Raw genomic sequence first — 23,469 nt, 5'->3', positions numbered from 1 at the left:
GCTCGTTCAGGAGCCCGTATGCATTTCGATTCCGTTACCGGCTGGGTCCGTGGCGTCCGCCACTGCCCTTCACCGAATTTCAACCTGCGTCCGCAAGGGGACGCGGTGTCGCTGCTGGTTATCCACAATATCAGCCTGCCGCCGGGACAGTTCGGCACCGGTAAGGTCCAGGCGTTCTTCCAGAATCGCCTGGACCCGAACGAACATCCCTATTTCGAGGAGATCCGCCACCTGACGGTTTCCGCGCATTTCCTCATCGAACGCGACGGCGCCATCACCCAGTTCGTCTCCTGTCACGACCGCGCCTGGCATGCCGGGGTTTCCTGCTTCGACGGTCGCGAGGCGTGCAACGACTTCTCCCTTGGCATCGAACTGGAGGGGACCGACACGGAACCGTACACGGACGCGCAGTACACTGCCCTGGCCGGGCTGACGCGGCTGTTGCGCGCGGCCTTCCCGGGGATCACCCCGGAACGCATCCAGGGCCACTGCGATATCGCCCCGGAGCGCAAGACCGATCCCGGCGAGGCTTTCGACTGGTCGCGCTACCGCGCCGGATTGACCGATTCCAAGGAGGAAACATGACGTTCCTGGTGTTGCTGCTGGCCCTTGCGCTGGAGAAGTTCTCCGGCTGGCGCCGGCGTATCCAGCGCGATGGCGCCTGGCTCGCCTGGCTGAGCCTGGTCGAGGACCTGCCCTCGGTGTCCCGCCGCTCCTGGCTGGGGCTGCTGCTCGCGGTAGTCCTGCCGTTGCTGCCGCTGGCCCTGTTGCTGACATTGCTGCAGCCGTTGGCCTATGGCTGGCTGAGCCTTCCGCTGCATCTTCTGGTGGTGGTCTACAGTCTCGGCCGCGGCGACGTCATGGCCGACCTCGGGCCGTTCCGCGACGCCTGGCGGCGCGAGGAGGCCCAGGCTGCCTTCCATGTCGCCGAACGCGATCTGGGGATCCTGGGCGGCAGCGAGAGCGAACTGATCGGCCGGGTGCACGGCCATCTGCTCTGGCAGGGCTACCAGAGCTTCTTCGCAGTGATCTTCTGGTATGCCTTGCTCGGCCCGGTGGCGGCCCTGGCCTATCGCCTGCTGGCACTGGCGCTGGAGCACGCCCGCCAGCCGGCGTTGCGCGAACAGGCGGCGCGCGTCCGGCATATCCTCGACTGGTTGCCGGTGCGTGCGCTGGTACTGAGCTTCGCCCTGGTCGGCAACTTCCTCGCGGTTATCCGCGTGCTGCTGCACTGGCTGCTGGCCTGGGACATCTCGGCGGCCGCGCTGCTGGGCAAGGCCGGACGGGTCGCCAGCGATGTCGAAGCGGTCGAACTGGGTGCCGCCGGCGTCGCCAGCCTGGATGCGCTCTGGCAATTGCTGGTGCGCGCGGCCGTGCTCTGGTACGCCGTGTTCGCCTTCTGCGCGCTGTTCCTCTGAGCGCAGCGACGGGGAATCCGCCTGCGATTCCCCGTTAACCTTAAGTTACAGAACACCAGGCCGATATCGGGTACACAGGTGAACGTGTCCGCATGATTTCGAAAGGCCATTACCGAGCGGACTCCGTGCGTCAATGTCGCCACGCGGCGGCATCTCTCAGAACGATAAGAACAATCAGGAGACGTCTGGGTGAAGACCGTACTCTATCCCGCCATCGCGCTGATGAACCGGCTCAGCTTCGGCATGAAGTTCGGCCTGATCAGCGTGCTGTTCTTCCTGCCGCTGCTGATCACCAGCTTCTATCTGGTGCGCGATGCCTATCGCCAGTTCAGCGACACCCGGATCGAACTGCAGAGCTTGACGCTGCTGGGTAGCGGACTTCAGATCCGGCGTAGCCTGGAGTCCCTCAACGATCTGTTGCAGATCAATGCGGTCATCGGCCAGTCCGGCAAGGCCGGCGATCTGGAAGCGCGCATCGCGGACGTCCAGAAGGGGCTGCGCGGGCGGCTCGAGGCGCTGGCGCCGCTCAGCGAGGATGGTGCGGCGGTAGCCGAATTCGAGGCCCAGCGCGACCGGTTGCTCAACGGCTTGCAGGCCGTGGAGGCCGAAGGGTCCCTGCAGGGCAAGGGCGCACGGGCGGAGAAGCTGCTCGGTAGCGCACAGGTATTCATCAAGTTGCTCATCGCCCAGGCCGGGCTCAGCCAGGACAGCCAGCGCCAGGTGCGCCAGCTCAGCGAGCTGGTCGGCTCGATAACGCCGGAGGTGACGGCGGCCATCAGCAAGGGGCGCGCCATCGGCGCCTACTCCCTGGGCCAGGGTTTCCTCAATTCGTCCTCCAGCGCGCGGCTCGACGAGCTGCTGCTGGAGTTCGAGAAACTGCACGGCGAGTATGGCCTGAAGCTGCAGGAGTCCCTGGCCGGCAGCCCACAGCTGCTCGAGGAGGCCGCCCAGGCCAGTCGCGAGACCCTGAAGAGCCTGGGGCAGTTGTTCGAGGACCGGGTGATCGTGGCCGAGACGCTGGATACCCCGTGGACGCAGTTCTACGATCAGGTCAGCGCGGCGATGGACAAGACCTACCAGCTCGACGACGCCGTTCTCGGCTATCTCGATACCCAGTTGCAAAAGCGCCTGCAACAGGTGCGCACGCAGATGCTGTTGCTAGTCGCCGCGCTGGCCGTGGTTTTCGCCGCGATCCTATACCTCTACGGCGGTTTCTACGTTTCCACCCGCGCCACCCTGAAGGATCTCGGGCGAATGATGGAGCGCGTCGCCGGCGGCGACATGACGGTCAGCTTCCAGGCCCGCAGCCGTGACGAGCTGGGCGAGCTGGGACAATCGTTCAACGAATCGGTGGCGAAGATCCACGACCTGATCGAGCGGGTCAGCCAGACCGTCGGCGAGGTCGAGCGGCAGACCCTGCGCGTCGAGTCGGTGTCGGCCGAAAGCAACCAGGCGGTAGCCGGGCAACGCAGCCAGATCGAGCAGGTGGCCACGGCGATGAACCAGATGGCCGCTACCGCCCAGGAAGTGGCGCGCAGCGCGGCGATGGCGGTGAGCAGCGCGAACAGCGTGAACCAGGAAACCCTCAGCGGGCGCAGCCTGGTCGAGTCGCAGGTGGGTAGCATCCAGCGCCTGGCCGGCGAGATCGACCAGTCGGTGGCGGCGATCAATCGCCTGGCCAGTGACAGCGCCTCGATCAGCCAGGTGCTGGATGTGATCAAGGGCATCGCCGAACAGACCAACCTGCTGGCGCTCAATGCGGCGATCGAGGCCGCTCGTGCCGGGGAGCAGGGGCGCGGTTTCGCGGTGGTGGCCGACGAGGTGCGCACGCTGGCCAAGCGCACCCAGCAATCCACTGCCGAGATCGAACAGATGATCCTGCGCCTGCAGGGCGGCGTCGATGCGGCGGTGAAGGCGATGGGCAGCAGCCACCATACCGCCGATGGCACGGTCAACGAGTCGGCGCAGGTGCAGCAGGCACTGGAGAATATCCTCGGCGCGGTGGGCATGATCGTCGACCAGAACCAGCAGATCGCCGCCGCCGCCGAGCAACAGACCGCCGTGGCCCACGATATCGACCAGAACATCGTCGAGATCAACCAGGCCGGCGAGCGCACCGCGGAAGGCGCCAGCCAGACCGAACGGGCCAGCCGCGAACTGGGCGCCCAGGTGACTCAGCTGAAACGCCTGATCGGCGCGTTCCGGGTGTAGGCGCAAGGGCTGCGCGGGACGTTTTTCATCCATCCGATTGAACGCTGGGCGGACGGGGACATCCCACTGTCATGCACATGGGGTAAAGGCTGAGCAGGTCAATCCGGCGGTGCGACAGGCGGAGGCGAAATCGCGGCATTTTTTTATTGATCTCGCGTCCCCTTGGTCCTAAAGTTCGCGCCCGAACGTCCATGCTGGAAACGATCCATCCGGCTCAAGTACTGACGACGAGAGATCGCCTTGTGGCAAGGCGACGTCCGCTGCTCAAGCGGCCAGGTCGTCGCGCGGGACACGCGCGCGACCTACCAGGATGAACAGGCGGTGGCTGCCGGCAGGCAGGTGATACTCGGCGACATGCCTTGGGAAGTAGGCGAACCAAAGTGGGGAAACGGATTAGACGTTCAGCTTCACCCCTACGAATCCATGTGTTTTGCCATTGGGAGTCCCAACCATGTCCATCAAGGTCGAGGATTATTTCGCCCCTGAAACCTTCCAGCGCATGAAGGCCTTCGCCGACAAGCAGGAAACCCCCTTCGTGGTCATCGACAAGCAGACCATCGCCGATGCCTACGACCAACTGACCGACTGCTTCCCCTTCGCCAGGATCTACTACGCGGTGAAGGCCAATCCCGCTACCGAAATCACCGAGCTGCTGCGCGACAAGGGTTCGAACTTCGATATCGCCTCGATCTACGAACTGGACAAGGTGATGAAGACCGGCGTCGGTCCGGAGCGCATCAGCTACGGCAACACCATCAAGAAATCCAAGGACATCCGCTACTTCTACGAGAAGGGCGTGCGCCTGTTCGCCACCGACTCCGAAGCCGACCTGCGCAACATCGCCAAGGCCGCTCCCGGCGCCAAGGTCTACGTGCGTATTCTCACCGAGGGCTCGACTACCGCAGACTGGCCGTTGTCGCGCAAGTTCGGCTGCCAGACCGACATGGCCATGGACCTGCTGATCCTGGCCCGCCAGCTGGGCCTGGAGCCCTACGGCATTTCCTTCCACGTCGGTTCGCAGCAGCGCGACATCTCGGTGTGGGACGCGGCGATCGCCAAGGTCAAGGTGATCTTCGAGCGCCTGAAGGAAGAAGACGGTATCGTCCTGAAGATGATCAACATGGGCGGCGGCTTCCCGGCCAACTACATCACCAAGACCAACGACCTGGAAACCTATGCGGAGGAGATCATCCGCTTCCTCAAGGAGGACTTCGGCGACGACCTGCCGGAAATCATCCTCGAGCCGGGCCGTTCGCTGATCGCCAATGCCGGCATCCTGGTCAGCGAAGTGGTGCTGGTCGCCCGCAAGTCGCGGACCGCCGTGGAGCGCTGGGTCTATGCCGACGTCGGCAAGTTCTCCGGACTGATCGAAACCATGGACGAGTCGATCAAGTTCCCGATCTGGACCGAGAAGCAGGGCGAGATGGAAGAGGTGGTGATCGCCGGCCCGACCTGCGACAGCGCCGACATCATGTACGAGCACTACAAGTATGGCCTGCCGCTGAACCTGGCGAGCGGCGACCGCCTTTACTGGCTGTCTACCGGCGCCTACACCACCAGCTACAGTGCGGTGGAGTTCAACGGCTTCCCGCCGCTGAAGGCGTTCTACCTCTAGCGCAGTCGCCTCTGCTACGAAGAGCCCCGCCTCGGCGGGGCTTTTTCATGTCGCTCTGGAAGCCTCGCGGCGCTCGTGTCAGCCTTGTTCGACAACCCATGACAAGGACGCCGACATGACAGGCAATGGTGTTTCCCTGGTGACCCTCGGGGTCGCCGATCTGGCCCGCTCCTCTCTCTACTACCAGGCGCTGGGCTGGCAGCCCTCTTCGGACGGCAACGAGCAGGTGGTATTTCTCAAGGGCCGCAACCTGGTCCTCGGCCTCTACGGACGCAGCGCCCTCGCCGAGGATGCGCAGGTGGAAGATCGTCCGACCGGCTTCGCGGCTATCACCCTGGCCTGCAACTGCGCCTCGCGGGATGAGGTGGACCGTCTGTTCTCCGCAGCTACGGCGGCCGGCGGGCAGGCGACCAAGATGCCGCAGGAAGTGTTCTGGGGTGGCTACTCCGGATATGTCGCCGACCCGGATGGACACCTTTGGGAAATTGCCTACAACCCGTTCTGGCCGTTCGACGAGCAGGGCAACCTGGTCTTGCCCTGAGGGCGCTACGGATGGAAAAACGCCCCGTTCGGCGGGGCGCATTCCTTGGTGGCGGTCAGCCTTCGTCCGGCTGACGGGACGGTGCGCGCGGCGTCGTTGGCGCGGGTCGTCCGGCCTGGGCTACCTGCTGCCCGGCGTCGGCCTTGTCCAGCGGCAGCTTGTCGAAGTCGCGCAAGCCATTGTGGGCATAGGGGTTGCCGATCCAGCGGACTTCATGCTGGAAGTCGTTGCTCACCAGGCTCTTGGTCGGATCGAAGAGGTCATAGTTGAGGCCGGCGAGGTCGGACCAGGTATGGATCAGGTCTTCGCTGCTGTAGCGTCGGTCGACCAGGGCCTGCAGGTCGCGCGGATGGGTCTGCTGCCAGCTGGGCGAAGTCCAGACCAGGAAGGGCACGGTGTACATGCCGCGGGTCGGGTCGCCTTCGTTGCGGCCGAGACGGTCGTGCGGGGCTTCGTCGAAGACTTCCTCGCCATGGTCCGAGAGGTAGACCAGGAAACCGTTCGGATCGCTGTTGGCGAAGCCCTTGATCAGGCTGGAGACCACGTAGTCGTTGTACAGCACGGCGTTGTCGTAGCTGTTGTAGACCTCCACCTGGTCATCGCTGAGGGCCGCCGGGGCGCCCTGGCGGTCGACGAAGCGAGCGTAGTCGGCGGGATAGCGGTACTTGTAGTTCATGTGGGTGCCGAGCAGATGGACCACGATGAATTTCTTCGGCGCCGGGTCGTCCAGCACCTTGGCGAAGGGCGCCAGCACCGCGCCGTCCAGCTGGCTGGCGTTCTGGCTGCGCTGGTTGTTCAGGTAGAACTGCGCATCGGTCTGCTGGGCGAAGGTCGTCAGCATGGTGTTGCGCTTGGTCATGGTCTGCTGGTTGGTGATCCAGAAGGTCTTGTAGCCAGCCTGCTTCATCAGGTTCATCAGCGACGGATCGGTGAGGAAGCGGTCGGGATGCTCCTGGTCAGCGAACGTCAACACCTGCTGCAGCACCTCGATGGTGTATGGCCGCGACGCCACCACGTTGTTGAATACCGTGAGGTTCCGGTTCGCGGCCTTCAGTGCGTCCAACTGCGGGGTCGTTTCGCGTGGATAGCCGTAGAGGCTCATGTGCTTGCGCGACGTGGATTCGCCGATCACCAGGACCAGCGTGCGCGGCGTATCGCCATTGGCATCGACGAGGTTCTTCAGCGGCGGTAGGGCCGCGTTCTTTTGCAACAGCGCCTGCATGCTGCCCAGTTGCTGGCGGTATTGCTGGTAGCCGATCAGCAATTGCCAGGGCACCGCCGGTTCCATGCGCGCCTGGACCTTGTCCAGGGCTTCGTCGAAGGGCCGGCCCTGGCTGACCAGTTGCTTGTAGAATGGATAACCGATGGTCGCGACGATCAGCAGCACCGCCACCGGCAGGGCGCTGAAGCGCGGCAGGTAGACTGGGCGCAGGCGGCGCCAGAGGAGGATGGCGACCAGGCTGTAGAGCACCAGGCCGAGAGTCATCCAGGGGTTGAAGTACTGGCTGAAATATTCGCTGGCCTCGGCGGTGTTCGACTCGAACATCACGAAGATCACGCTTTGCGAGAATTCCTGGTGATAGATGCCGAAATAGCTCAGGCCGACCAGCGAGGCGGCCCACAGCACCAGCCCGATGACGGCGGCCAGCGGCTTGGTCCAGCGCGGGAACAGCAACACCGGCGCAAGCCAGATGGTGCTCAGCACCATGGCGTTGCGGAAACCGGAGAAACCGCTGTTGCCGGAGGTCAGCAGGAGCAGTTGGGTGATGCCGGAGAAGAACCAGAAGAACAGGAACAGCCAGCCCAGGCCGGCCCAGTCGATGCGATTGCGCGTAACGCTTGGTGGAGTGGGGGACACGATAGCCTCGTACGATGGACCGGAGGCGCGATCGTCGCTCGCCTCGATGAAGCGGCGAGGGTAGGGAAAGGCTTGTCAAAAAAGTGTTATGTGGGTGTGAACAAAGGGTTGGGCGTTGTTCGTCAGACGGGCAGTCGTGCGTACCCGTGACGTTCGAGCGCCTGTTCCAGAGCCTCTCGATCGGTGTCGTCGCCCAACTGCGCCGCGCGTCGGTAGTAGGCCAGCGCCAGGCTGCGGAACGGCGGGTGGGCCGACTGCTCCAGGCCATGGCGGGCACTGCGCAGGAAGTTCAGGTTGCCGCCTTCGAGGGCACGCCGGAGCCAGGTTTCGGCTTCGGCATGGCGGCCCGAGGCGCTGAGCATCGCGGCGTGGCTGAACTGGCCGCGAAAATCGCCGCCCTCGGCGGAACGTCGATACCAGTGCGCAGCTTGCGCCAGGTCGCGAGCGACCACCAGGCCTTCTTCGTGGTAGCGCCCCACCAGGTTCATCGATTTCGCGTGGCCCTGCTCGGCCGCTTGCCGATACAGCGCATAGGCGCGCGGCTGGTCCTGGGACACGCCGCGGCCGGTGGCGTGGAGATTGGCCAGGTTGTAGCGGGCCCAGTCAAGGCCGGCCTGGGCGGCGATCCGATAGTGGACGGCTGCCGCGGCTGGATCCGCCGGGCCGCCCCAGCCATGTTCAAGACAGCGAGCGAGCATATTGCGCGCCATTGCGTGGCCGCGTTCGGCGGCGATCGTGAACCAGGTCCGCGCCAGGGTCGGGTCGCGCTGGATGCCTTGGCCGTCCAGAAGGATCTGTCCGAGCAGGGCCTGGGCTTCCGTCAGGCCCTCGCGCGCAGCGCCAAGGATGGCCTGGGCAACCTCGCCCGGGGTACCGGCCAGTTGTGCGGCGAAACCTTCGGCGTCCAGCGCGTCGTGACGAAGCAGCAGGTGGCGCATGTTCAGAGTTCCGACCAGCGCCGCAGGAGATTGTGGTAGGTACCGGTGAGGCGGATCAGCGAGGGATGGTCGGGGACGTCGCGGGTGAGTCGCTGGATCGACTGGTCCATTTCGAATAGCAGGGTGCGCTGGCTGTCTTCGCGGACCAGGCTCTGGGTCCAGAAGAACGAGGCGTAGCGCGCGCCGCGGGTGACCGGATTGACCTTGTGCAGGCTGGTGCCGGGGTAGAGCACCAGATCGCCGGCGGGCAGCTTCACCTGTTGCAGGCCGTAGGTGTCCTGGATCACCAGTTCGCCGCCGTCATAGTCCTCCGGGTCGCTGAAGAAGAGGGTCGAGGACAGGTCGGTACGGACCCGCTCGCGGCCGCCATGGACGTCGCGCACGGCGTTGTCGATGTGGAAGTCGAACGAGCCCCCGCCGGTATAGCAGTTGAATAGCGGCGGGAAGACCTTGAGCGGCAGGGCGGCGGACATGAACAGGGGATGGTTCCACAGGCGCTGCAGCATGGCTTCGCCGATCTCCCGGGCCAGCGGGTGGTCCTGCGGCAGTTGCAGGTTGTGCTTGGCCTTGGCCGATTGGTAGCCGGCGGTCGCCTTGCCGTCGGCCCATTCCGCCTGCTCCAGGGCTGCGCGGATCCGGGAGGCTTCCTCGGCGGTGAAGATGGCGGGAATATGCAGCAACATGGCGCTGTCCATGAAGGCGAAATGATTGCCAATGATATTGATTTGCATTGGCCATGTAAAACCGCCAAATGTTTCAGACGAGCGAGATGGGAAAAAATGTAATGAGAAAATTGTAAAGAATGTAAATTCCTGTCGAATGCGAATCCGTAATAATTGATAACAATTCTGATCTGCAATAAATTCCGCGACCTTCACAGCTCCCGGGGAGGGGTTTCGAATGTCGCGTCAGTCCACGGATACCGCCGTTTCTTCGCAACGTCTGCTGGCTTCGGCCATCGGTGTGGCCATCACCGCCATCGCCGCACCGCAGGCAGCCCACGCCGACGAGGCCGGGCAGAAAAAGACCGACAAGGACCGCGTACTGTCGCTGGATGCGGCCACCATCGTCGGCGAGCAGCAGGACGAAACCACCTACAACGTCGACCGCTCGGCGTCGAAGAAGTACACCGCGCCGCTCTTGGATACGCCGCGCTCCGTCACGGTAGTACCAAAGCAGGTGATCAAGGATACCGCCGCCGTGTCTCTCCAGGATGCACTGCGTACCGTTCCAGGTATTACCTTTGGCGCGGGCGAGGGCGGCAATCCCACCGGTGACCGGCCATTCATTCGCGGCTTCGATGCGCAAAGCGATACTTACGTCGATGGTGTACGCGATACTGGTGCACAGACCCGCGAGATCTTCAACCTTGAGCAGATCGAGGTCAGCAAGGGCCCTAACTCGGCATTCGGAGGACGGGGCTCGGCCGGCGGCAGCCTCAATCTCGTCAGCAAGCAGGCCAAGGCTGGGAACTTCATCGATGGAGGCTTCACCTATGGTTCTGACCAGACTCGCCGCTACACCCTGGACCTCAACCAGGAATTCCTCGATGGCAATGCGGCATTCCGGCTGAATCTTCTCAAGCACGATGCCAATGTCGCGGGCCGCGATGAAGTCGATGTCAGTCGCTGGGGCGTAGCGCCGTCGCTCACCTTCGGTCTTGGCTCGCCGACCCGAGTGACCGTCAGCCATTATCACCTGGAAAGTGACGATACCCCGGATTCGGGCATTCCCTATGCCAAGAGTAGCGATCGCAGCAAGCACAATCCGGACAAACCGGTGAATGTCGATCGAGGCAATTTCTATGGGCTGACGGGGCGCGATTTCCAGAAGAGCCGCATCGATACCAGTACCATCACCGTTGAGCATGATCTGACTGACAGCCTCACTATTCGCAATACCTCGCGTTACGGCAACAGTCATCAGGACTATCTGTGGACACAACCGGATGACAGCCAGGGCAACATCAACAATGGCTCGGTCTGGCGCCGCCAGAACAATCGGGTAAGTACCACCACCACAGCAGTCAACCAGACTGACCTGTTTGGAGAGTTCTACCTGGGTGGCTTCAAGAACAGCTTCAGCACCGGCCTGGAGTTCAGCCGAGAAGACAGCAAGCGCGATGGGTATACCGTCGATACCAATACCGGCCTGGGCAGCAACAAGTGCAATCCATCGCTGATCGGGGCGCCTAGCGGCTATAACTGCACTAGTCTGGAAAATCCCAATCCGCACGATCCATGGAATGGCAGTATTACCCGGAAATATGCGCCGCTGAATACGGTCGGCACCACCAAGGCAATATATGCGTTCGACACCATCGACCTGAACGAGCAGTGGCAGGTCAATATTGGCGCGCGCTTCGATAGTTTCGAAACTACGGCGAAGAACCACGGTGTAAGACCCGCTACCAAACTCAGCGACAAGTCGAGCTTCTGGAACTGGCAGGCAGGCTTGGTGTGGAAGCCTGTACCCAACGGCAGCATCTATGCGTCCTACGCCACTTCGGCTACGCCGCCGGGTAGCATGCTCGATAATGGGGATACCTCGAATGCTGTCGACGGGTTCGCCATCAGCAACAACCTTGAGCCGGAAGAAACCACGAACTACGAGCTTGGTACCAAGTGGGCTTTCTTCAACGAGCGGCTGGAGCTGAGTGCCGCGATCTTCCGCACCGACAAGGACAATACCCGCATCCTGGTCGCCAACCAGACCTACGACAACGCCGGACAATCCCGCGTCGACGGCGTGGAGTTGAGCGCCAGCGGCAAGCTGACCGAGAAGTGGAAGGTGTTCGCGGGCTACAGCTACCTGGACAGCGAGTTGGTCGATGCCGGTAAGGCTGGGCGTAACGGCAATGTGAACGCATCGGCGGCTTCCAACAACGGCAACGAGATGCCAAATACGCCGAAGAACAGCTTCAGTCTCTGGACCACCTATGACATCTTCCCGAAGACCACCATCGGCGGCGGGGCTTTCTATGTCGACAAGGTCTATGGCGACGTTGGCAATACCGTCTATGTCCCCGATTACTGGCGCTATGACGCAATGGCCAGCTACAAACTGAGCAAGAACGTCGATTTCCAGTTGAACGTGCAGAATGTGTTCGACAAGAAGTACTTCGACAAAGCCTATGCGGCGCACTATGCGTCCCAGGCCGCTGGAAGGACGATACTGTTCAGCACCAACTTCCACTTCTGACTGCCGCTCTCGCTCCCCACGAAAGCCCCATTCCCCCTGCGGGATGGGGCTTTCCCGCATCCAGGTGGGTAAATAGAGCGTAAAGAACGTTAATTCGACTTTATCGCAACTGATTATCAAATAGAATTGCCCGCCGACGTCCTCGTGTCGTCTGACCGGCGCTTGGCGTCGGTGTAGTCCCGTTGTTGCCGCGCGGCGGCCGTGAAGGTGATCCTGTGAAGAAAGTCTGGTTCCAGTTGCATTGGTTCTTCGGCATCAGCGCTGGCCTGGTGCTGGCGCTGATGGGCGTCACCGGAGCGACCCTGTCGTTCCAGGACGAGCTGATGCGCGCGCTCAACCCTGACGTGCTGGTGGTGCAGAAGCGCCCCGAGGGTGTGCTGCCGCTGGACGAACTGGTGCGCCGTATCGAAGGTGCCGAGCCGGGGCGGAAAGTGGCCTTCGTCTGGGTCGAGATGGACAGCGACAAGGCCGGGCGGATCTTCTATACCCCGCCGCCGGGACAGCGCCGCGGCGAGTCGCGCTGGATCGATCCCTACACCGGGGCTTTCGTCGGCGAGCCACGCGGCGAGGGTTTCTTCAACCTGATGATGCAACTGCACCGGTTCCTCGCCATGGGCGAGTACGGCAAGCAGGTCACCGCCGCCTGCACCCTGATCCTGATCTTCTTCTGCCTGTCCGGTCTCTACCTGCGCTGGCCGCGCAAGGTTTTCGACTGGCGCGCCTGGCTGACCCTCGACTGGTCGCGCAAGGGGCGCAGTTTCAACTGGGACCTGCATGCCGTGGCCGGCACCTGGTGCCTGGCGCTCTACCTGCTGGCTGCGCTGACCGGCCTGTACTGGTCCTACGAGTGGTACCGCAACGGCCTGTTCAAACTGCTCGACGACGCGCCCGCCGGCCAGCAGGCGCAGCGCGGCAAGCCGGGCGGACGTGGCGAGCGCCCGGCCGATGCGGCTCCGCTGGTGGTCGACTACGCGGCGGTATGGAACAGCATCCGCCAGGCCGGCGGCGACCGCTTGCAGGCCTACAACCTGCGCCTGCCGCCGGCGGGCGGCCAGCCGGCGACAGTGTTCTATCGCCTGACCGACGCGCCGCACGAGCGTGCCTTCAACACCCTGACCCTGGACCCGGCCAACGGCCAGGTGAAAAGCGACCAGCGCTATAGCGACCGTTCTTTCGGCAGCCAGTTGCTGGCCAGCGTCTATGCATTGCACGTAGGCAGCTATTTCGGCATGGCCGGACGCATCCTGATGATGCTCGCCAGCCTGGCGATGCCGCTGTTCTTCATCACCGGCTGGCTGCTCTACCTCGACCGCCGGCGCAAGAAACGCGCGGTACGGGCGAGCCGCGCCGACCTGGGCGGCAGCGCCGGCGCCAGCGGCGAGCCCTGGTTGATCGGCTACGCCAGCCAGAGCGGTTTTGCCGAGCAACTGGCCTGGCAGAGCGCCGGCCAGTTGCAGGCGGCCGGGTTGCCGGTGCGGGTCGAATCGCTGGCGCGCCTGGATGCCGGGCAACTCGCCGAGGCGCGCAAGGCGCTGTTCGTGGTCAGCACCTTCGGCGACGGTGAGGCGCCGGACAGCGCCCGCGGCTTCGAACGCAAGGTGCTTGGCCAGGCCGCCAGCCTCGATGGCCTGAGCTACGCCCTGCTGGCCTTGGGAGATCGCCAGTACGAGCAGTTCTGCGGCTTCGCCCGGCGCATGCAGGGCTGGTTGCAGGGGCAGGGCGCGCGGAGCCTGTTCGCCCCGGTGGAGGTCGATGATGGCGACGCCGCGGCCCTGCGCCAATGGCAGGAAAGCCTGGCCGAGGTGACCGGCGGTGCCGCCCCGGCGGCCTGGGAAGCGCCGGCCTTCGAGGTCTGGTCGCTAGCGCGGCGGGAGTGCCTGAATCCTGGCAGCCAGGGCGAGTCGACCTGGCTGCTGGACCTGCGTGCGCCGGCCAACAGCGCCATCCAATGGCGCGCCGGCGATCTGCTGGAGATCGTCCCGCACCAGGCGCCCGCGCGCATCCGCGAATGGCTGCAGCGGCATAACCTGGACGGCCAGGCGCGGGTGGCGGTCGAGGGCGTCGAGCAGAGCCTGGAGCAGGCCCTGGCTGGGCGCTTGCTGCCGGACTCTTTCGAACACCTGGTCGGCTTGCACCCGCAGGCGCTGCTGGATGCGCTGATTCCGCTTTCCGTGCGCCAGTACTCCATCGCGTCGCTGCAGAGCGATGGCGACCTGCAACTGATCGTACGCCAGGAGCAGCATGCCGACGGCAGCCTGGGCATCTGCTCCGGCTGGCTCACCGAGTACCTGCCGCTCGGCGCCGCGCTGACCCTGCGCCTGCGCCGCAACGCGGGCTTCCACCTGCCGGAGGATGACGTGCCGCTGATCCTCATCGGCAACGGCACCGGGCTCGCCGGCCTGCGCAGCCTGTTGCGCGCCAGCATTGCCGCCGGGCGCAAGCGCAACTGGCTGCTGTTCGGCGAACGCAATTTCGCCCACGACTACTACTGTCGTGCGGAGCTGGAGCAAGCCCTGGCCAGGGGTGAGCTGCAACGCCTGGAGCTGGCCTTCTCCCGCGACCAGGCGGAGAAGATCTATGTCCAGGACCGCCTGCATGAAGCGGCGGATGAACTGCGGCGCTGGATTGACGAGGGTGCGGCCTTGTACGTCTGCGGCAGCCTGCAGGGCATGGCCGGCGGTGTCGACCGGGTGCTGCGCGAAGTGCTCGGTGAGGAGGCCTTGCAACGCCTGGCCGACGAAGGACGTTACCGACGCGACGTGTACTGAACGGATGAATGAAAAAGGCTCCCAAGGGAGCCTTTTCGTTGCCAACTGCCGGGACTGCTGGGCTTTGCGGGGTGTAGGGCGAATAACCGCAGAGCGGTTATCCGCCATTTCGGCGGGGTGTCGGCGGATGACGCCGTTGGCGTCATGCGCCCTACGGAGCTATCGGGACTTCGCGTTGTCCGTGGCGTAGGGCGAATAACCGCAGAGCGGTTATCCGCCATTTCGGCGAGGTATCGGCGGATGACGCCGTTGGTGTCATACGCCCCACGGAGCTATCGGGGCCTTGCGTCGCCAGGCCTCAGATCCACAGGATGAAAGCCAGTACCAGGGCGAAGAAGCCCCATTTCTGCAGGTAGTAGAGCTTGCGGTTGCGCTTCTTCAAACGTTTGCCCTGCAGGCGGATCTTGTAGAGGCTGTCGAAGATCCGATTGAGTCCGCCGGTCCGGTCGCCTGCGTTGTTCGGGGCGGCCGCGGCAGCCATCACGTTGCGGCTGAACCAGCGGTTGAAGGCGGTGGCCCAGCCCTGGGTCAGCGGCCGCTCGATGTCGCAGAAGAGAATGATGCGGTTGTGTTCGGTGGCGTTTTCCGCGTAGTGGATGAAGGTTTCATCGAACACCACCGCCTCGCCGTCGCGCCAGTGGTAGCGCTCGCCGTCCACCTCAATGAAGCAGGCCGGGTCGTTGGGGGTGAACAGTCCCAGGTGGAAGCGCAGCGAGCCGGCGTAGGGATCGCGGTGTCGCACCAGCTTCGAGCCCGGCGGCAGTTCGGCGAACATCGCCGCCTTGACCGAGGGAATCTGCCGCAACAGGGCGGTGGTCTGCGGGCAGAGTTGTCCGGCGGAGGGATGGGCCTCGTCGTACCATTTCAGGTAGAAGCGCTTCCAGCCGCTCTTGAAGAACGAGTTGAAACCGATATCGTCGTACTGTTCGGAACGCTTGATGTTGCCGGCGTCGTGCAGGTGCAGCGCCTCGCTGCGGATGGCTTGCCAGTTGTCGACCAGAACCTGCAGTTCGGGGAAGGTCTGCGGTGCCAGGTAAGGGCGGTTCGGTACCTTCGAGAACAGGTACATCAGGCAGTTGATCGGAGCGAGGAAGCTGGAGTGGTCGCTCAATTGGCGCGACAGCTTGTGGCGTACCCGGCCGCGGAAATGGACATAGAGGATGCTCAGCGCATAGGCCGCCAGGATGAGAACTTTCATGAATGCAAGGTCGTCGGTGCAAAAGAGGAGAATTTACTCCTGTTCTCAGTGCCTGAGTATGCTACCTGACGCTAATTCGCCAGCACTGCGCTCATTTTTCCGTAATCCTGGCCTCGAAAGGAACGCACAATGAACGACACCGGCCGGCGTATCCTGCTCAACTGCGACATGGGCGAAAGCTTTGGCGCCTGGCGCATGGGCGACGATGTCCACAGCATGCCGCTGGTTGACCAGGCCAACCTGGCTTGCGGCTTCCACGCTGGCGACCCGCTCACCATGCGGCGCGCGGTGGAGCTGGCGGTACGCCATGGCGTGAGCATCGGCGCGCACCCGGCCTATCCCGACCTGAGCGGCTTCGGCCGGCGCTCGCTGGCCTGCTCTGCCGAAGAGGTGCATGCCATGGTGCTGTACCAGATCGGCGCGCTGGACGCTTTCTGCCGTTCCCTCGGTACCCAGGTGGCCTACGTCAAGCCGCATGGCGCGCTGTACAACGACCTGGTCGGCGACGATGAGCTGCTGCGCGCCGTGCTCGACGCCTGCGCCGCCTATCGCAAGGGCCTGCCGCTGATGGTGCTGGCCCTGGCCGACAACGGCCGCGAGCTGGAACTGGCCGACGAGGCCGACGTGCCGCTGCTGTTCGAGGCCTTCGCCGATCGCGCCTACCTGCCGGACGGCCGGCTGGCGCCGCGGCGGCTTGGCGGCGCGGTGCATCACGATCCGCAGCGGATCATCGAACAGGCCCTGGCCATCGCCCGCGGCGAAGCCTTCCCCGACTACGACGGCAACCCGCTGCGCCTGACCGCCGACAGTCTTTGCGTGCATGGCGATAACCCGCAGTCGCTGGCGGTCCTCCGGCGCCTGCGCGCGGCCCTGGACAGCCTGTGATCCGCATCGAACCCGCTGGTGCCGAAGCCCTGCTGCTGACGCTCGCCGAAGAGCCCGAAGTGGACCTGTCTGTGCGCCTGGCCGAGCTGGCCAGACGTCTGCGCGGGGGGCTCGGCGAAGGCGTCAGGGATCTGGTGCCGGGCTGGACCACCCTGATGCTGCATTACGACCCCTACCGCATCGCCCCGCAGGTACTGGAAGAACGCCTGGGTCCGCTGCTGGCGGAGTGGCACGCCTGGCGCCCCGCCGAGGATGCCGGGCGCCTGCACGAGATTCCCGTCTGGTACGCCGGCGAGGACCTCGCGACGGTAGCGGTTGCCTGCGGATTGACTGGCGAAGGGGTGATCGAACTGCACAGCGCGGCCGAATACCGGGTCGGCGCGATCGGTTTCGCTCCGGGATTCGCCTACCTCGGCGGCCTCGATCCGCGCCTGGTCCTGCCGCGGCGGGCCACCCCGCGGGCGCGCGTACCGGCCGGCAGCCTGGCCATTGCCGAGGCGCAGACGGCGATCTATCCGCAGGCCTCGCCCGGCGGCTGGCACCTGCTGGGACGCAGTCCGTGGCGTCCCTTCGATCCGGCCGCCACTCCTCCGTGCCCACTGGCGCTGGGCGACCGGGTGCGCTTCGTCGCCATCGGGCGCGAGGCTTTCCTCGACCTGGGCGGGCGCGAATGAATGGTTTGCGGGTCGTCAAGGCGGGTCCGCAGAGCCTGCTGCAGGACGACGGCCGGCGCGGCTGGCAGCACCTCGGCGTATCCCCGGGCGGCCCTCTGGACCGCCAGGCGGCAGCCTGGGCCAATCGTCTGCTCGGTAATCCCTGGGGGACGCCATTGCTGGAAATCGCTTTCGGCGGCTTGGTGCTGGAGTGCAGGGTGGAGGCGACCTGGCTGGCGTTGACCGGAGCGCGCCTGGCGCTGACGGTGGACGGTCGCGAATGCCTGCCCTGGAGTCGCTTCCGGGTCCGCCGCGGGCAACGCATCGAACTGGGCTTCGCCGAGGCCGGGCAGCGTGCCTACCTGGCCTGCGCCGGCGGTTTCCGGGCGAGGCCGGTACTGGGCAGCGTCGCCTGCCAGGTTCGCGACGGGCTCGGCGGTTTACAGGGCGATGGCCGGATCCTGGCGGAGGGCGATTGCCTGCCGTGTGCCGAAGCGGGAGCGGCGTGTCCGTGGGATGCCAGCGTGCCCTGGCGTTTCCAGCCGGACTACCGGCAGCAGCGGCCCTTGCGCGTGCTGCTCGGCGGCGATGCGGCGGCCTTCGACGCAGCCAGCCGGCAAGCCTTCTTCGCCAGCGCCTGGCGAATCAGCCCGCGGTCCGATCGCATGGGTGTCCGCCTGGCCGGCAAGCCACTGCGCGGGGCGCCGCGCGCCTGGTCGCAGGGCGTGGTGGAGGGCGCTATCCAGGTTCCGCCCGATGGCCAACCCATCGTGCTGATGGCCGACCGCCAGAGCATGGGCGGCTATCCGCTGCTGGGCTTCGTCCATCCACTGGACCTCTCGCGCCTGGCGCAAAGCCCCGCGCATAGCGAGGTAACCTTCGTCGAGAGCGACCTGGCGACGCAGCAGGCCGATCTGCTGCGCTTCTACCGCTTCTTCCGCGGCTGAGCGCTCAGCCGGCCAGATGGCCGAGCGGCAGCGGCGAGGGCGCCTTGACCGTCTTGATCGCGAAGTTGCTGCGAATGTCGCTGACCCCGGGCAGGCGCAGCAGGGTCTCGCTGAGCAGGCGTTCGTAGGCGCGCAGGTCGGGGACCACCACTTGCAGGAGGAAGTCCGACTCGCCGGAGACGAGGTGCACCGAGATCACCTCCGGCAGGTCGACCACCGCACGGTGGAAGGCCTCGGCCTGCTCCTGGCGGTGGCGTTCCACCTTGATCCCGACGAACACCGTGAGGCCGAGGCCGACCTCGTCGCGGTCGATGCTGGCCTGGTAGCCGCGAATCACCCCGGCCTCTTCCAGCAGGCGCACGCGGCGCAGGCAGGGGGACGGGGAGAGGCCGATCTCCTCGGCCAACTGGACGTTGCTCAGGCGGCCGTCGCGCTGGAGGGCGGCGAGGATGCGGTGGTCATAGGCGTCGAGTTTCATCTTGGCATATCCGGATGGATAGTCTCCAGAGAGTGGAATTTACTGCCAAATAGAATGGATAGGCTGGTGGAAAACGCAAGCACCTGCCCTGCCTTGCGGGCATAGAATCGTTATCCGGGTCACCTTCCTGGAGCCGATACGATGGACACGAGCGCTTTCCTGATTGCCCTGGCGGTGGTTTACCTGGTGCCCGGACCAGACATGCTCCTGCTGTTCCAGACCGGCGCCCGCCAGGGCCGTCGCGCGGCGCTGGTCACCGCCCTCGGCCTGGCGCTGGCTCGGGCCTGCCATGTGCTGATGGCCGCGACTGGACTGGCGCTGCTGTTCCGTACCGCTCCCTGGACCTTCGACCTGGTGCGCTTGCTCGGCGCCGCCTACCTCGCCTGGCTTGGCCTGCAGATGCTGCGCGGTGGCGGACTGGCCTTGCCGACCAGCGACGCGGGCTCCGCGCCGGTGGTCCCTTACGCCGACCGCCGGGCCTTGCTGCGCGGACTCCTGACCAACCTGCTGAACCCCAAGGCCCTGTTGTTCTGTTCGGTGCTGCTGCCGCAGTTCGTCAGCCCCGGGGCCGGTTCGCTGGCCGTCCAGTTCGCCGCGCTCGGTACGGTCCTGGTTCTGGTTGGCCTGGCCTTCGACTGCGCCTATGCGCTGGCCGGTGGCCGCTTGGGCCGCTGGCTGGCGTCCCGGCCGCGGGCACAGCGCCTGCAGCAGTGGGGCTTCGGTGGGTTGTTGATAGGGTTCGGGGTAAGGCTGGCGCTGCTGCGCCAGCTCTGAAGGGCTGCGGGGCGGCGAGCGCCCCGTGGCGCTCAGCCGAGGAATTGCTCGGCGTGGTGGCAGGCCACCTGGCGCTGGTCGAGCAGGCGCAGCTCGGGCACCTCGCTGCGGCAGCGCTCGGTGGCGTAGGGGCAGCGCTTGTGGAAGGCGCAACCCTCCGGCGGGTTCAGCGGGTTCGGCAGTTCGCCCTGGATGCGGATCTTCGGCTTCGTCGGGTCCGGGTGGATCGCCGGGGTCGCCGAGAGCAGCGCACGGGTATAGGGATGCAGCGGGTTCTCGTAGAGCTTGTCCGCCGGCCCCATCTCCGCCGGTCGGCCGAGGTACATCACCAGGACGTCGTCGGCGACGTGGCGGACCACCGCCAGGTTGTGCGAGATGAACACGTAGGCGGTGCGGAACTGCTGCTGCAGGTCCATGAAAAGGTTCAGTACCTGGGCCTGGATCGACACGTCGAGGGCCGAGGTCGGCTCGTCCGCCACCAGCACCTTGGGTTGCAGCATCATCGCCCGGGCCAGGGCGATGCGCTGGCGCTGGCCGCCGGAGAACATGTGCGGGTAGCGCTGGTAATGCTCCGGCCGCAGGCCGACCTGGCGCATCATCTGCTGGACCTTTTCGCGGCGTTCCTCGCGCGACAGCGCGGTGTTGATCAGCAGCGGCTCGGCCAACTGGTCGCCGATCTTCTGTCGCGGATTGAGCGAGGCGTAGGGGTTCTGGAAGACCATCTGCACGTCGCGGCGCAACTGCCGGCGCTGGTCCTTGCTGGCGCCCTTGACCTCCTGCCCGGCGATTTTCAGCGAGCCGGAGGTGGGTTCCTCGATCAGGGTCAGGGCGCGCGCCAGGGTCGACTTGCCGCAGCCGGACTCGCCGACCACGGCGAGGGTCTTGCCGGCTTCCAGTTCGAACGATACGCCGTTCAGCGCGCGCACCTGGGCGTGGCCCTTGAACAGGCCGCGGGAGACTTCGTAGTGACGGGTCAGATCACGGGCGGTCAGAACGGTTTCCATCAGGCCACCTCGTTCAGCAGGTTCAACGGATAGAAGCAGCGCACCGCGCCGCGCTCGTGTGCCTCCAGGGCCGGCCGCTCCTGGCGGCAATGCTCCTGGGCATAGGGGCAGCGTGGCGACAGCAGGCAACCGCGCGGGCGGTCGTAGCGCCCCGGAACGATGCCGGGCAGGGTGGCCAGGCGGGCTTCGCCGGCACAGTGCTCGGGGATCGCCTTGATCAGCGCCTCGGTGTAGGGATGGGTCGGGCGGTCGAACAGCGCCGGCACGCCGCCGATCTCCACCGCTTCGCCGGCGTACATCACGCAGACGCGCTGGGCGGTCTCGGCGACCACGGCGAGATCGTGGGTGATCAGGATCAGCGCCATGTCCTGGTCGCGCTGCAGGTTCAGCAGCAGCTCCATGATCTGCGCCTGGATGGTCACGTCGAGGGCGGTGGTCGGCTCGTCGGCGATCAGCAGCTTGGGCTCGGCGGCGATAGCCATGGCGATCGCCACGCGCTGGCTCATGCCGCCGGAGAGCTGGTGCGGGTAGGCGTCGAGACGGCTGGCGGCGGCCGGGATCTCGACCCGTTCGAGCAGTTCCAGGGCGCGCTGGCGCAGGGCCTTGCCGCGCAGGCCGAGATGCAGGCGGAGGACTTCCTCGATCTGGTAGCCGACGGTGTAGCTGGGGTTGAGGGCGGTCATCGGGTCCTGGAAGACCATCGCCATGTCCTTGCCGACGATGCGCCGGCGCTGGCGGCCCTTGAGGGTGAGCATGTCGTGGCCGTCGAAGCGCAGGTGATCGGCGGATACCCAGCCGGGGGCGTCGATCAGGCCCATCAGGGCCATCATGGTCACCGACTTGCCGGAGCCGGACTCGCCGACGATGGCCAGCACCTCGCCCTTGTCGACGCTCAGGTCGAGGCCGTCGACCACGGGCACGGCGGTGGTGTCGCCGAAGCGTACGCTGAGGTTCTTGATATCGAGGAGGCTCATGCGGCGGTCTCCTGTGGCGCGGATACGGATGCGCTGTTCATGGTTGTGCTCCTCATGCCGCGTTCTTCAGTTTCGGATCGAGGGCGTCGCGCAGGCCATCGCCCATCAGGTTGATCGCCAGTACGCTGAGCAGGATGGTCAGGCCGGGCAGGCTGACCACCCACCAGGCGCGCTCGATGTAGTCGCGGGCGGAGGCGAGCATGGTGCCCCACTCGGGGGTCGGCGGTTGCACGCCGAGGCCGAGGAAGCCGAGGGCGGCGGCGTCGAGGATCGCCGAAGAGAAGCTCAGGGTGGCCTGGACGATCAGCGGCGCCATGCAGTTCGGCAGCACGCAGACGAACATCAGTCGCAGGGTGCCGGCGCCGGCCAGGCGCGAGGCGGTGACGTAGTCGCGGTTTAGCTCGGTCATCACCGCGGCGCGGGTCAGGCGTACGTAGGCCGGCAGCGAGACGATGGCGATGGCGATCACGGTGTTGATCAGGCCCGGGCCGAGGATCGCCACGATGGCCACCGCCAGCAGCAGCGACGGCAGCGCCAGCATGATGTCCATCAGGCGCATGATCAGCGGCCCGGCACGGTTCGGCGAGAAGCCGGCGAGCAGGCCGAGGAGGATGCCGGGGACCAGCGAGATCACCACCGAGGACAGGCCGATCAGCAGCGACAGGCGGGCGCCGTGGATCAGCCGCGAGAGCAGGTCGCGGCCCAGTTCGTCGGTGCCGAGCAGGAAACGCGCCTGGCCGCCCTCCAGCCAGGACGGCGGGGTCAGCAGGAAGTCGCGGAATTGTTCGCTCGGATCGTAGGGCGCGACCCAGGGGGCGAACAGCGCGCAGAACACGATCAGCAGCATGAACAGCAGGCCGCCGACGGCACCTTTGTTCCGGGTAAAGGCTTGCCAGAATTCCTTCAGCGGGGACGGGTAGACCAGGCTCGGGTCGCTGGCGGGAGCGTTGTGCATGGCGTTCATCGGCTCGCTCCTCAGCGTTGGTGGCGAATGCGTGGGTTGGCCAGGCCGTAGAGGATGTCCACGACGAAATTGACCAGGATGACCAGGGTGGCGACCAGCAGGATGCCGTTCTGCACCACCGGGTAGTCGCGAGCGCTGATGGCGTCGATCAGCCACTTGCCGATGCCCGGCCAGGAGAAGATGGTCTCGGTCAGCACCGCGCCGGCGAGCAGGGTGCCGACCTGCAGGCCTAACACCGTCAGCACCGGGATCAGCGCGTTGCGCAGGGCGTGCACGAAGACCACCCGGGCCGGCGACAAGCCCTTGGCGCGGGCGGTGCGCACGTAGTCCTCGCGCAGGACCTCGAGCATCGCCGAGCGGGTCATGCGGGCGATCACCGCCAGCGGGATGGTGCCCAGCACGATGGCCGGCAGGATCAGGTGGCGCACGGCGTCGAGGAACGCGCCTTCCTCGTCGGAGAGCAGGGTGTCGATGAGCATGAAGCCGGTCTTCGGCTCCACCTCATACAGCACGCCGATACGGTCAGAAACAGGAGTCCAGCCTAATGAAACGGAAAAGAGCATGATCAAGAGCAGGCCCCACCAAAAAATCGGCATTGAGTAGCCCGCTAGAGATATTGTCATTACTCCGTGGTCAAAAATCGAACCTCGCTTGAGTGCGGCTACCACTCCTGCTAGGAGGCCGAGTGTGCCGGCAAAAAGCATTGCTGCGAATGAAAGTTCCAGGGTGGCTGAAAATAGCGTGAGAAACTCATTCCAGACAGGCTCATGTGTGCGTATGGATTTTCCAAGGTTGCCCTGGGCGAGGTTGCCGACATAGTCCAGGTACTGCTGGTACAACGGCTTGTCCAGGCCCAGGCGGTGCAGGGCCTCGGCATGCATCTGCGGATCGACGCGACGTTCGCCCATCATCACTTCCACCGGGTCGCCGGGAATCAGGCGGATCAGCGCGAAGGTGAGCAGCGTCACGCCGAAGAAGGTGGGGATCAGCAACCCCAATCGTCGTGCAATGAAACTAAGCATGTTGGCGGGTAACTCCTCAT

At 65.2% G+C, this 23,469-nt stretch carries 20 protein-coding genes; 11 read left to right on the top strand and 9 right to left on the bottom strand.

All coding sequences use genetic code 11. The features are described 5' to 3' along the window. Positions 1-18: 18 nt before the first annotated feature. From ampD to ACM0M4_RS25350, 5 genes are all read left to right on the top strand, one after another. On the top strand, positions 19-585 hold the full coding sequence (ampD, locus tag ACM0M4_RS25370; protein WP_003112844.1) for a 1,6-anhydro-N-acetylmuramyl-L-alanine amidase AmpD: 567 nt from the start codon (positions 19-21) through the stop codon (positions 583-585). Next, the gene (gene ampE / locus ACM0M4_RS25365) at positions 582-1,418 is read left to right on the top strand and encodes a regulatory signaling modulator protein AmpE (protein WP_003116244.1); all 837 of its coding nucleotides are present in this window, start codon (positions 582-584) and stop codon (positions 1,416-1,418) included. The genes ampD and ampE overlap by 4 nt, the downstream gene beginning before the upstream one ends. Positions 1,419-1,607: 189 nt before the next feature. Then, positions 1,608-3,629, top strand: a complete 2,022-nt coding sequence (locus ACM0M4_RS25360) for a methyl-accepting chemotaxis protein (protein ID WP_016264273.1) — start codon at positions 1,608-1,610, stop codon at positions 3,627-3,629. A gap of 451 nt (positions 3,630-4,080) precedes the next feature. Further along, the gene (locus ACM0M4_RS25355; protein ID WP_003094617.1) at positions 4,081-5,244 is read left to right on the top strand and encodes a type III PLP-dependent enzyme; all 1,164 of its coding nucleotides are present in this window, start codon (positions 4,081-4,083) and stop codon (positions 5,242-5,244) included. A 115-nt stretch (positions 5,245-5,359) separates the two neighbouring features. Next, the gene (locus tag ACM0M4_RS25350; RefSeq protein WP_003094613.1) at positions 5,360-5,785 is read left to right on the top strand and encodes a VOC family protein; all 426 of its coding nucleotides are present in this window, start codon (positions 5,360-5,362) and stop codon (positions 5,783-5,785) included. A gap of 55 nt (positions 5,786-5,840) precedes the next feature. Here the strand turns inward: ACM0M4_RS25350 and ACM0M4_RS25345 are convergent, their stop codons facing one another. From ACM0M4_RS25345 to ACM0M4_RS25335, 3 genes are all read right to left on the bottom strand, one after another. Then, positions 5,841-7,643, bottom strand: a complete 1,803-nt coding sequence (locus ACM0M4_RS25345; protein ID WP_003116243.1) for a phosphoethanolamine transferase CptA — start codon at positions 7,641-7,643, stop codon at positions 5,841-5,843. A 122-nt stretch (positions 7,644-7,765) separates the two neighbouring features. Further along, entirely contained in the window at positions 7,766-8,581 is an 816-nt protein-coding gene (locus tag ACM0M4_RS25340; RefSeq protein WP_003116242.1) for a tetratricopeptide repeat protein, read from the bottom strand. Positions 8,582-8,583: 2 nt separating this feature from the next. Further along, on the bottom strand, positions 8,584-9,264 hold the full coding sequence (locus ACM0M4_RS25335) for a Fe2+-dependent dioxygenase (protein ID WP_031635559.1): 681 nt from the start codon (positions 9,262-9,264) through the stop codon (positions 8,584-8,586). Positions 9,265-9,481: 217 nt separating this feature from the next. On the opposite strand from ACM0M4_RS25335, the gene piuD reads away from it, so the two are divergent. Both piuD and ACM0M4_RS25325 read left to right on the top strand, forming a co-directional pair. Then, a complete protein-coding gene (piuD, locus tag ACM0M4_RS25330; RefSeq protein WP_003104896.1) occupies positions 9,482-11,782 on the top strand; it encodes a TonB-dependent siderophore receptor PiuD in 2,301 nt (766 codons plus the stop codon). Positions 11,783-11,997: 215 nt separating this feature from the next. After that, complete coding sequence (locus ACM0M4_RS25325) at positions 11,998-14,550, top strand: PepSY domain-containing protein (RefSeq protein WP_054380007.1); 2,553 nt, start codon at positions 11,998-12,000, stop codon at positions 14,548-14,550. 298 nt (positions 14,551-14,848) lie between these two features. On the opposite strand, the gene lpxO is transcribed toward ACM0M4_RS25325, so the two are convergent. Continuing rightward, positions 14,849-15,748 (bottom strand): lipid A hydroxylase LpxO, encoded by a 900-nt coding sequence (lpxO, locus tag ACM0M4_RS25320; protein WP_003094463.1) that lies wholly within the window; start codon positions 15,746-15,748, stop codon positions 14,849-14,851. Positions 15,749-15,877: 129 nt separating this feature from the next. Here lpxO and ACM0M4_RS25315 point away from each other — a divergent pair, with 129 nt between their 5' ends. From ACM0M4_RS25315 to ACM0M4_RS25305, 3 genes are read left to right on the top strand one after another with little or no spacing between them, the layout of a single operon-like run. Beyond that, complete coding sequence (locus ACM0M4_RS25315) at positions 15,878-16,633, top strand: 5-oxoprolinase subunit PxpA (RefSeq protein ID WP_003112852.1); 756 nt, start codon at positions 15,878-15,880, stop codon at positions 16,631-16,633. Continuing rightward, positions 16,630-17,307, top strand: coding sequence for a 5-oxoprolinase subunit PxpB (gene pxpB / locus ACM0M4_RS25310; RefSeq protein WP_016852116.1), 678 nt, complete (start codon positions 16,630-16,632; stop codon positions 17,305-17,307). Before ACM0M4_RS25315 ends, pxpB begins: the two co-directional genes overlap by 4 nt. Next, positions 17,304-18,233, top strand: a complete 930-nt coding sequence (locus ACM0M4_RS25305; protein WP_023090836.1) for a biotin-dependent carboxyltransferase family protein — start codon at positions 17,304-17,306, stop codon at positions 18,231-18,233. Before pxpB ends, ACM0M4_RS25305 begins: the two co-directional genes overlap by 4 nt. Positions 18,234-18,237: 4 nt before the next feature. Here ACM0M4_RS25305 and ACM0M4_RS25300 read toward each other — a convergent pair whose 3' ends face one another. Next, complete coding sequence (locus ACM0M4_RS25300; protein ID WP_003094456.1) at positions 18,238-18,711, bottom strand: Lrp/AsnC family transcriptional regulator; 474 nt, start codon at positions 18,709-18,711, stop codon at positions 18,238-18,240. Positions 18,712-18,852: 141 nt separating this feature from the next. On the opposite strand from ACM0M4_RS25300, the gene ACM0M4_RS25295 reads away from it, so the two are divergent. Further along, on the top strand, positions 18,853-19,485 hold the full coding sequence (locus tag ACM0M4_RS25295) for a LysE family translocator (RefSeq protein WP_003123320.1): 633 nt from the start codon (positions 18,853-18,855) through the stop codon (positions 19,483-19,485). Positions 19,486-19,517: 32 nt separating this feature from the next. On the opposite strand, the gene ACM0M4_RS25290 is transcribed toward ACM0M4_RS25295, so the two are convergent. Genes ACM0M4_RS25290 through ACM0M4_RS25275 form a run of 4 tightly spaced genes read right to left on the bottom strand, consistent with a single transcriptional unit; the run spans position 19,518 to position 23,449 of the window. Next, entirely contained in the window at positions 19,518-20,489 is a 972-nt protein-coding gene (locus ACM0M4_RS25290) for a peptide ABC transporter ATP-binding protein (protein ID WP_003094452.1), read from the bottom strand. Then, on the bottom strand, positions 20,489-21,463 hold the full coding sequence (locus tag ACM0M4_RS25285) for an ABC transporter ATP-binding protein (RefSeq protein ID WP_003094451.1): 975 nt from the start codon (positions 21,461-21,463) through the stop codon (positions 20,489-20,491). The genes ACM0M4_RS25290 and ACM0M4_RS25285 overlap by 1 nt, the downstream gene beginning before the upstream one ends. Positions 21,464-21,515: 52 nt before the next feature. Continuing rightward, positions 21,516-22,427, bottom strand: coding sequence for an ABC transporter permease subunit (locus ACM0M4_RS25280; protein ID WP_003112858.1), 912 nt, complete (start codon positions 22,425-22,427; stop codon positions 21,516-21,518). Between the two features lie 11 nt (positions 22,428-22,438). Then, positions 22,439-23,449, bottom strand: a complete 1,011-nt coding sequence (locus ACM0M4_RS25275; protein ID WP_003110329.1) for an ABC transporter permease subunit — start codon at positions 23,447-23,449, stop codon at positions 22,439-22,441. Between the last annotated feature and the right edge of the window lie 20 nt (positions 23,450-23,469).

Origin of the sequence: Pseudomonas sp. 18-147 (assembly GCF_051048045.1) — a bacterium.
Classification (GTDB): domain Bacteria; phylum Pseudomonadota; class Gammaproteobacteria; order Pseudomonadales; family Pseudomonadaceae; genus Pseudomonas; species Pseudomonas aeruginosa.
Note: the sequence above shows the minus strand (reverse complement) of the source record. Positions and strands in the feature narration are given on the sequence as shown.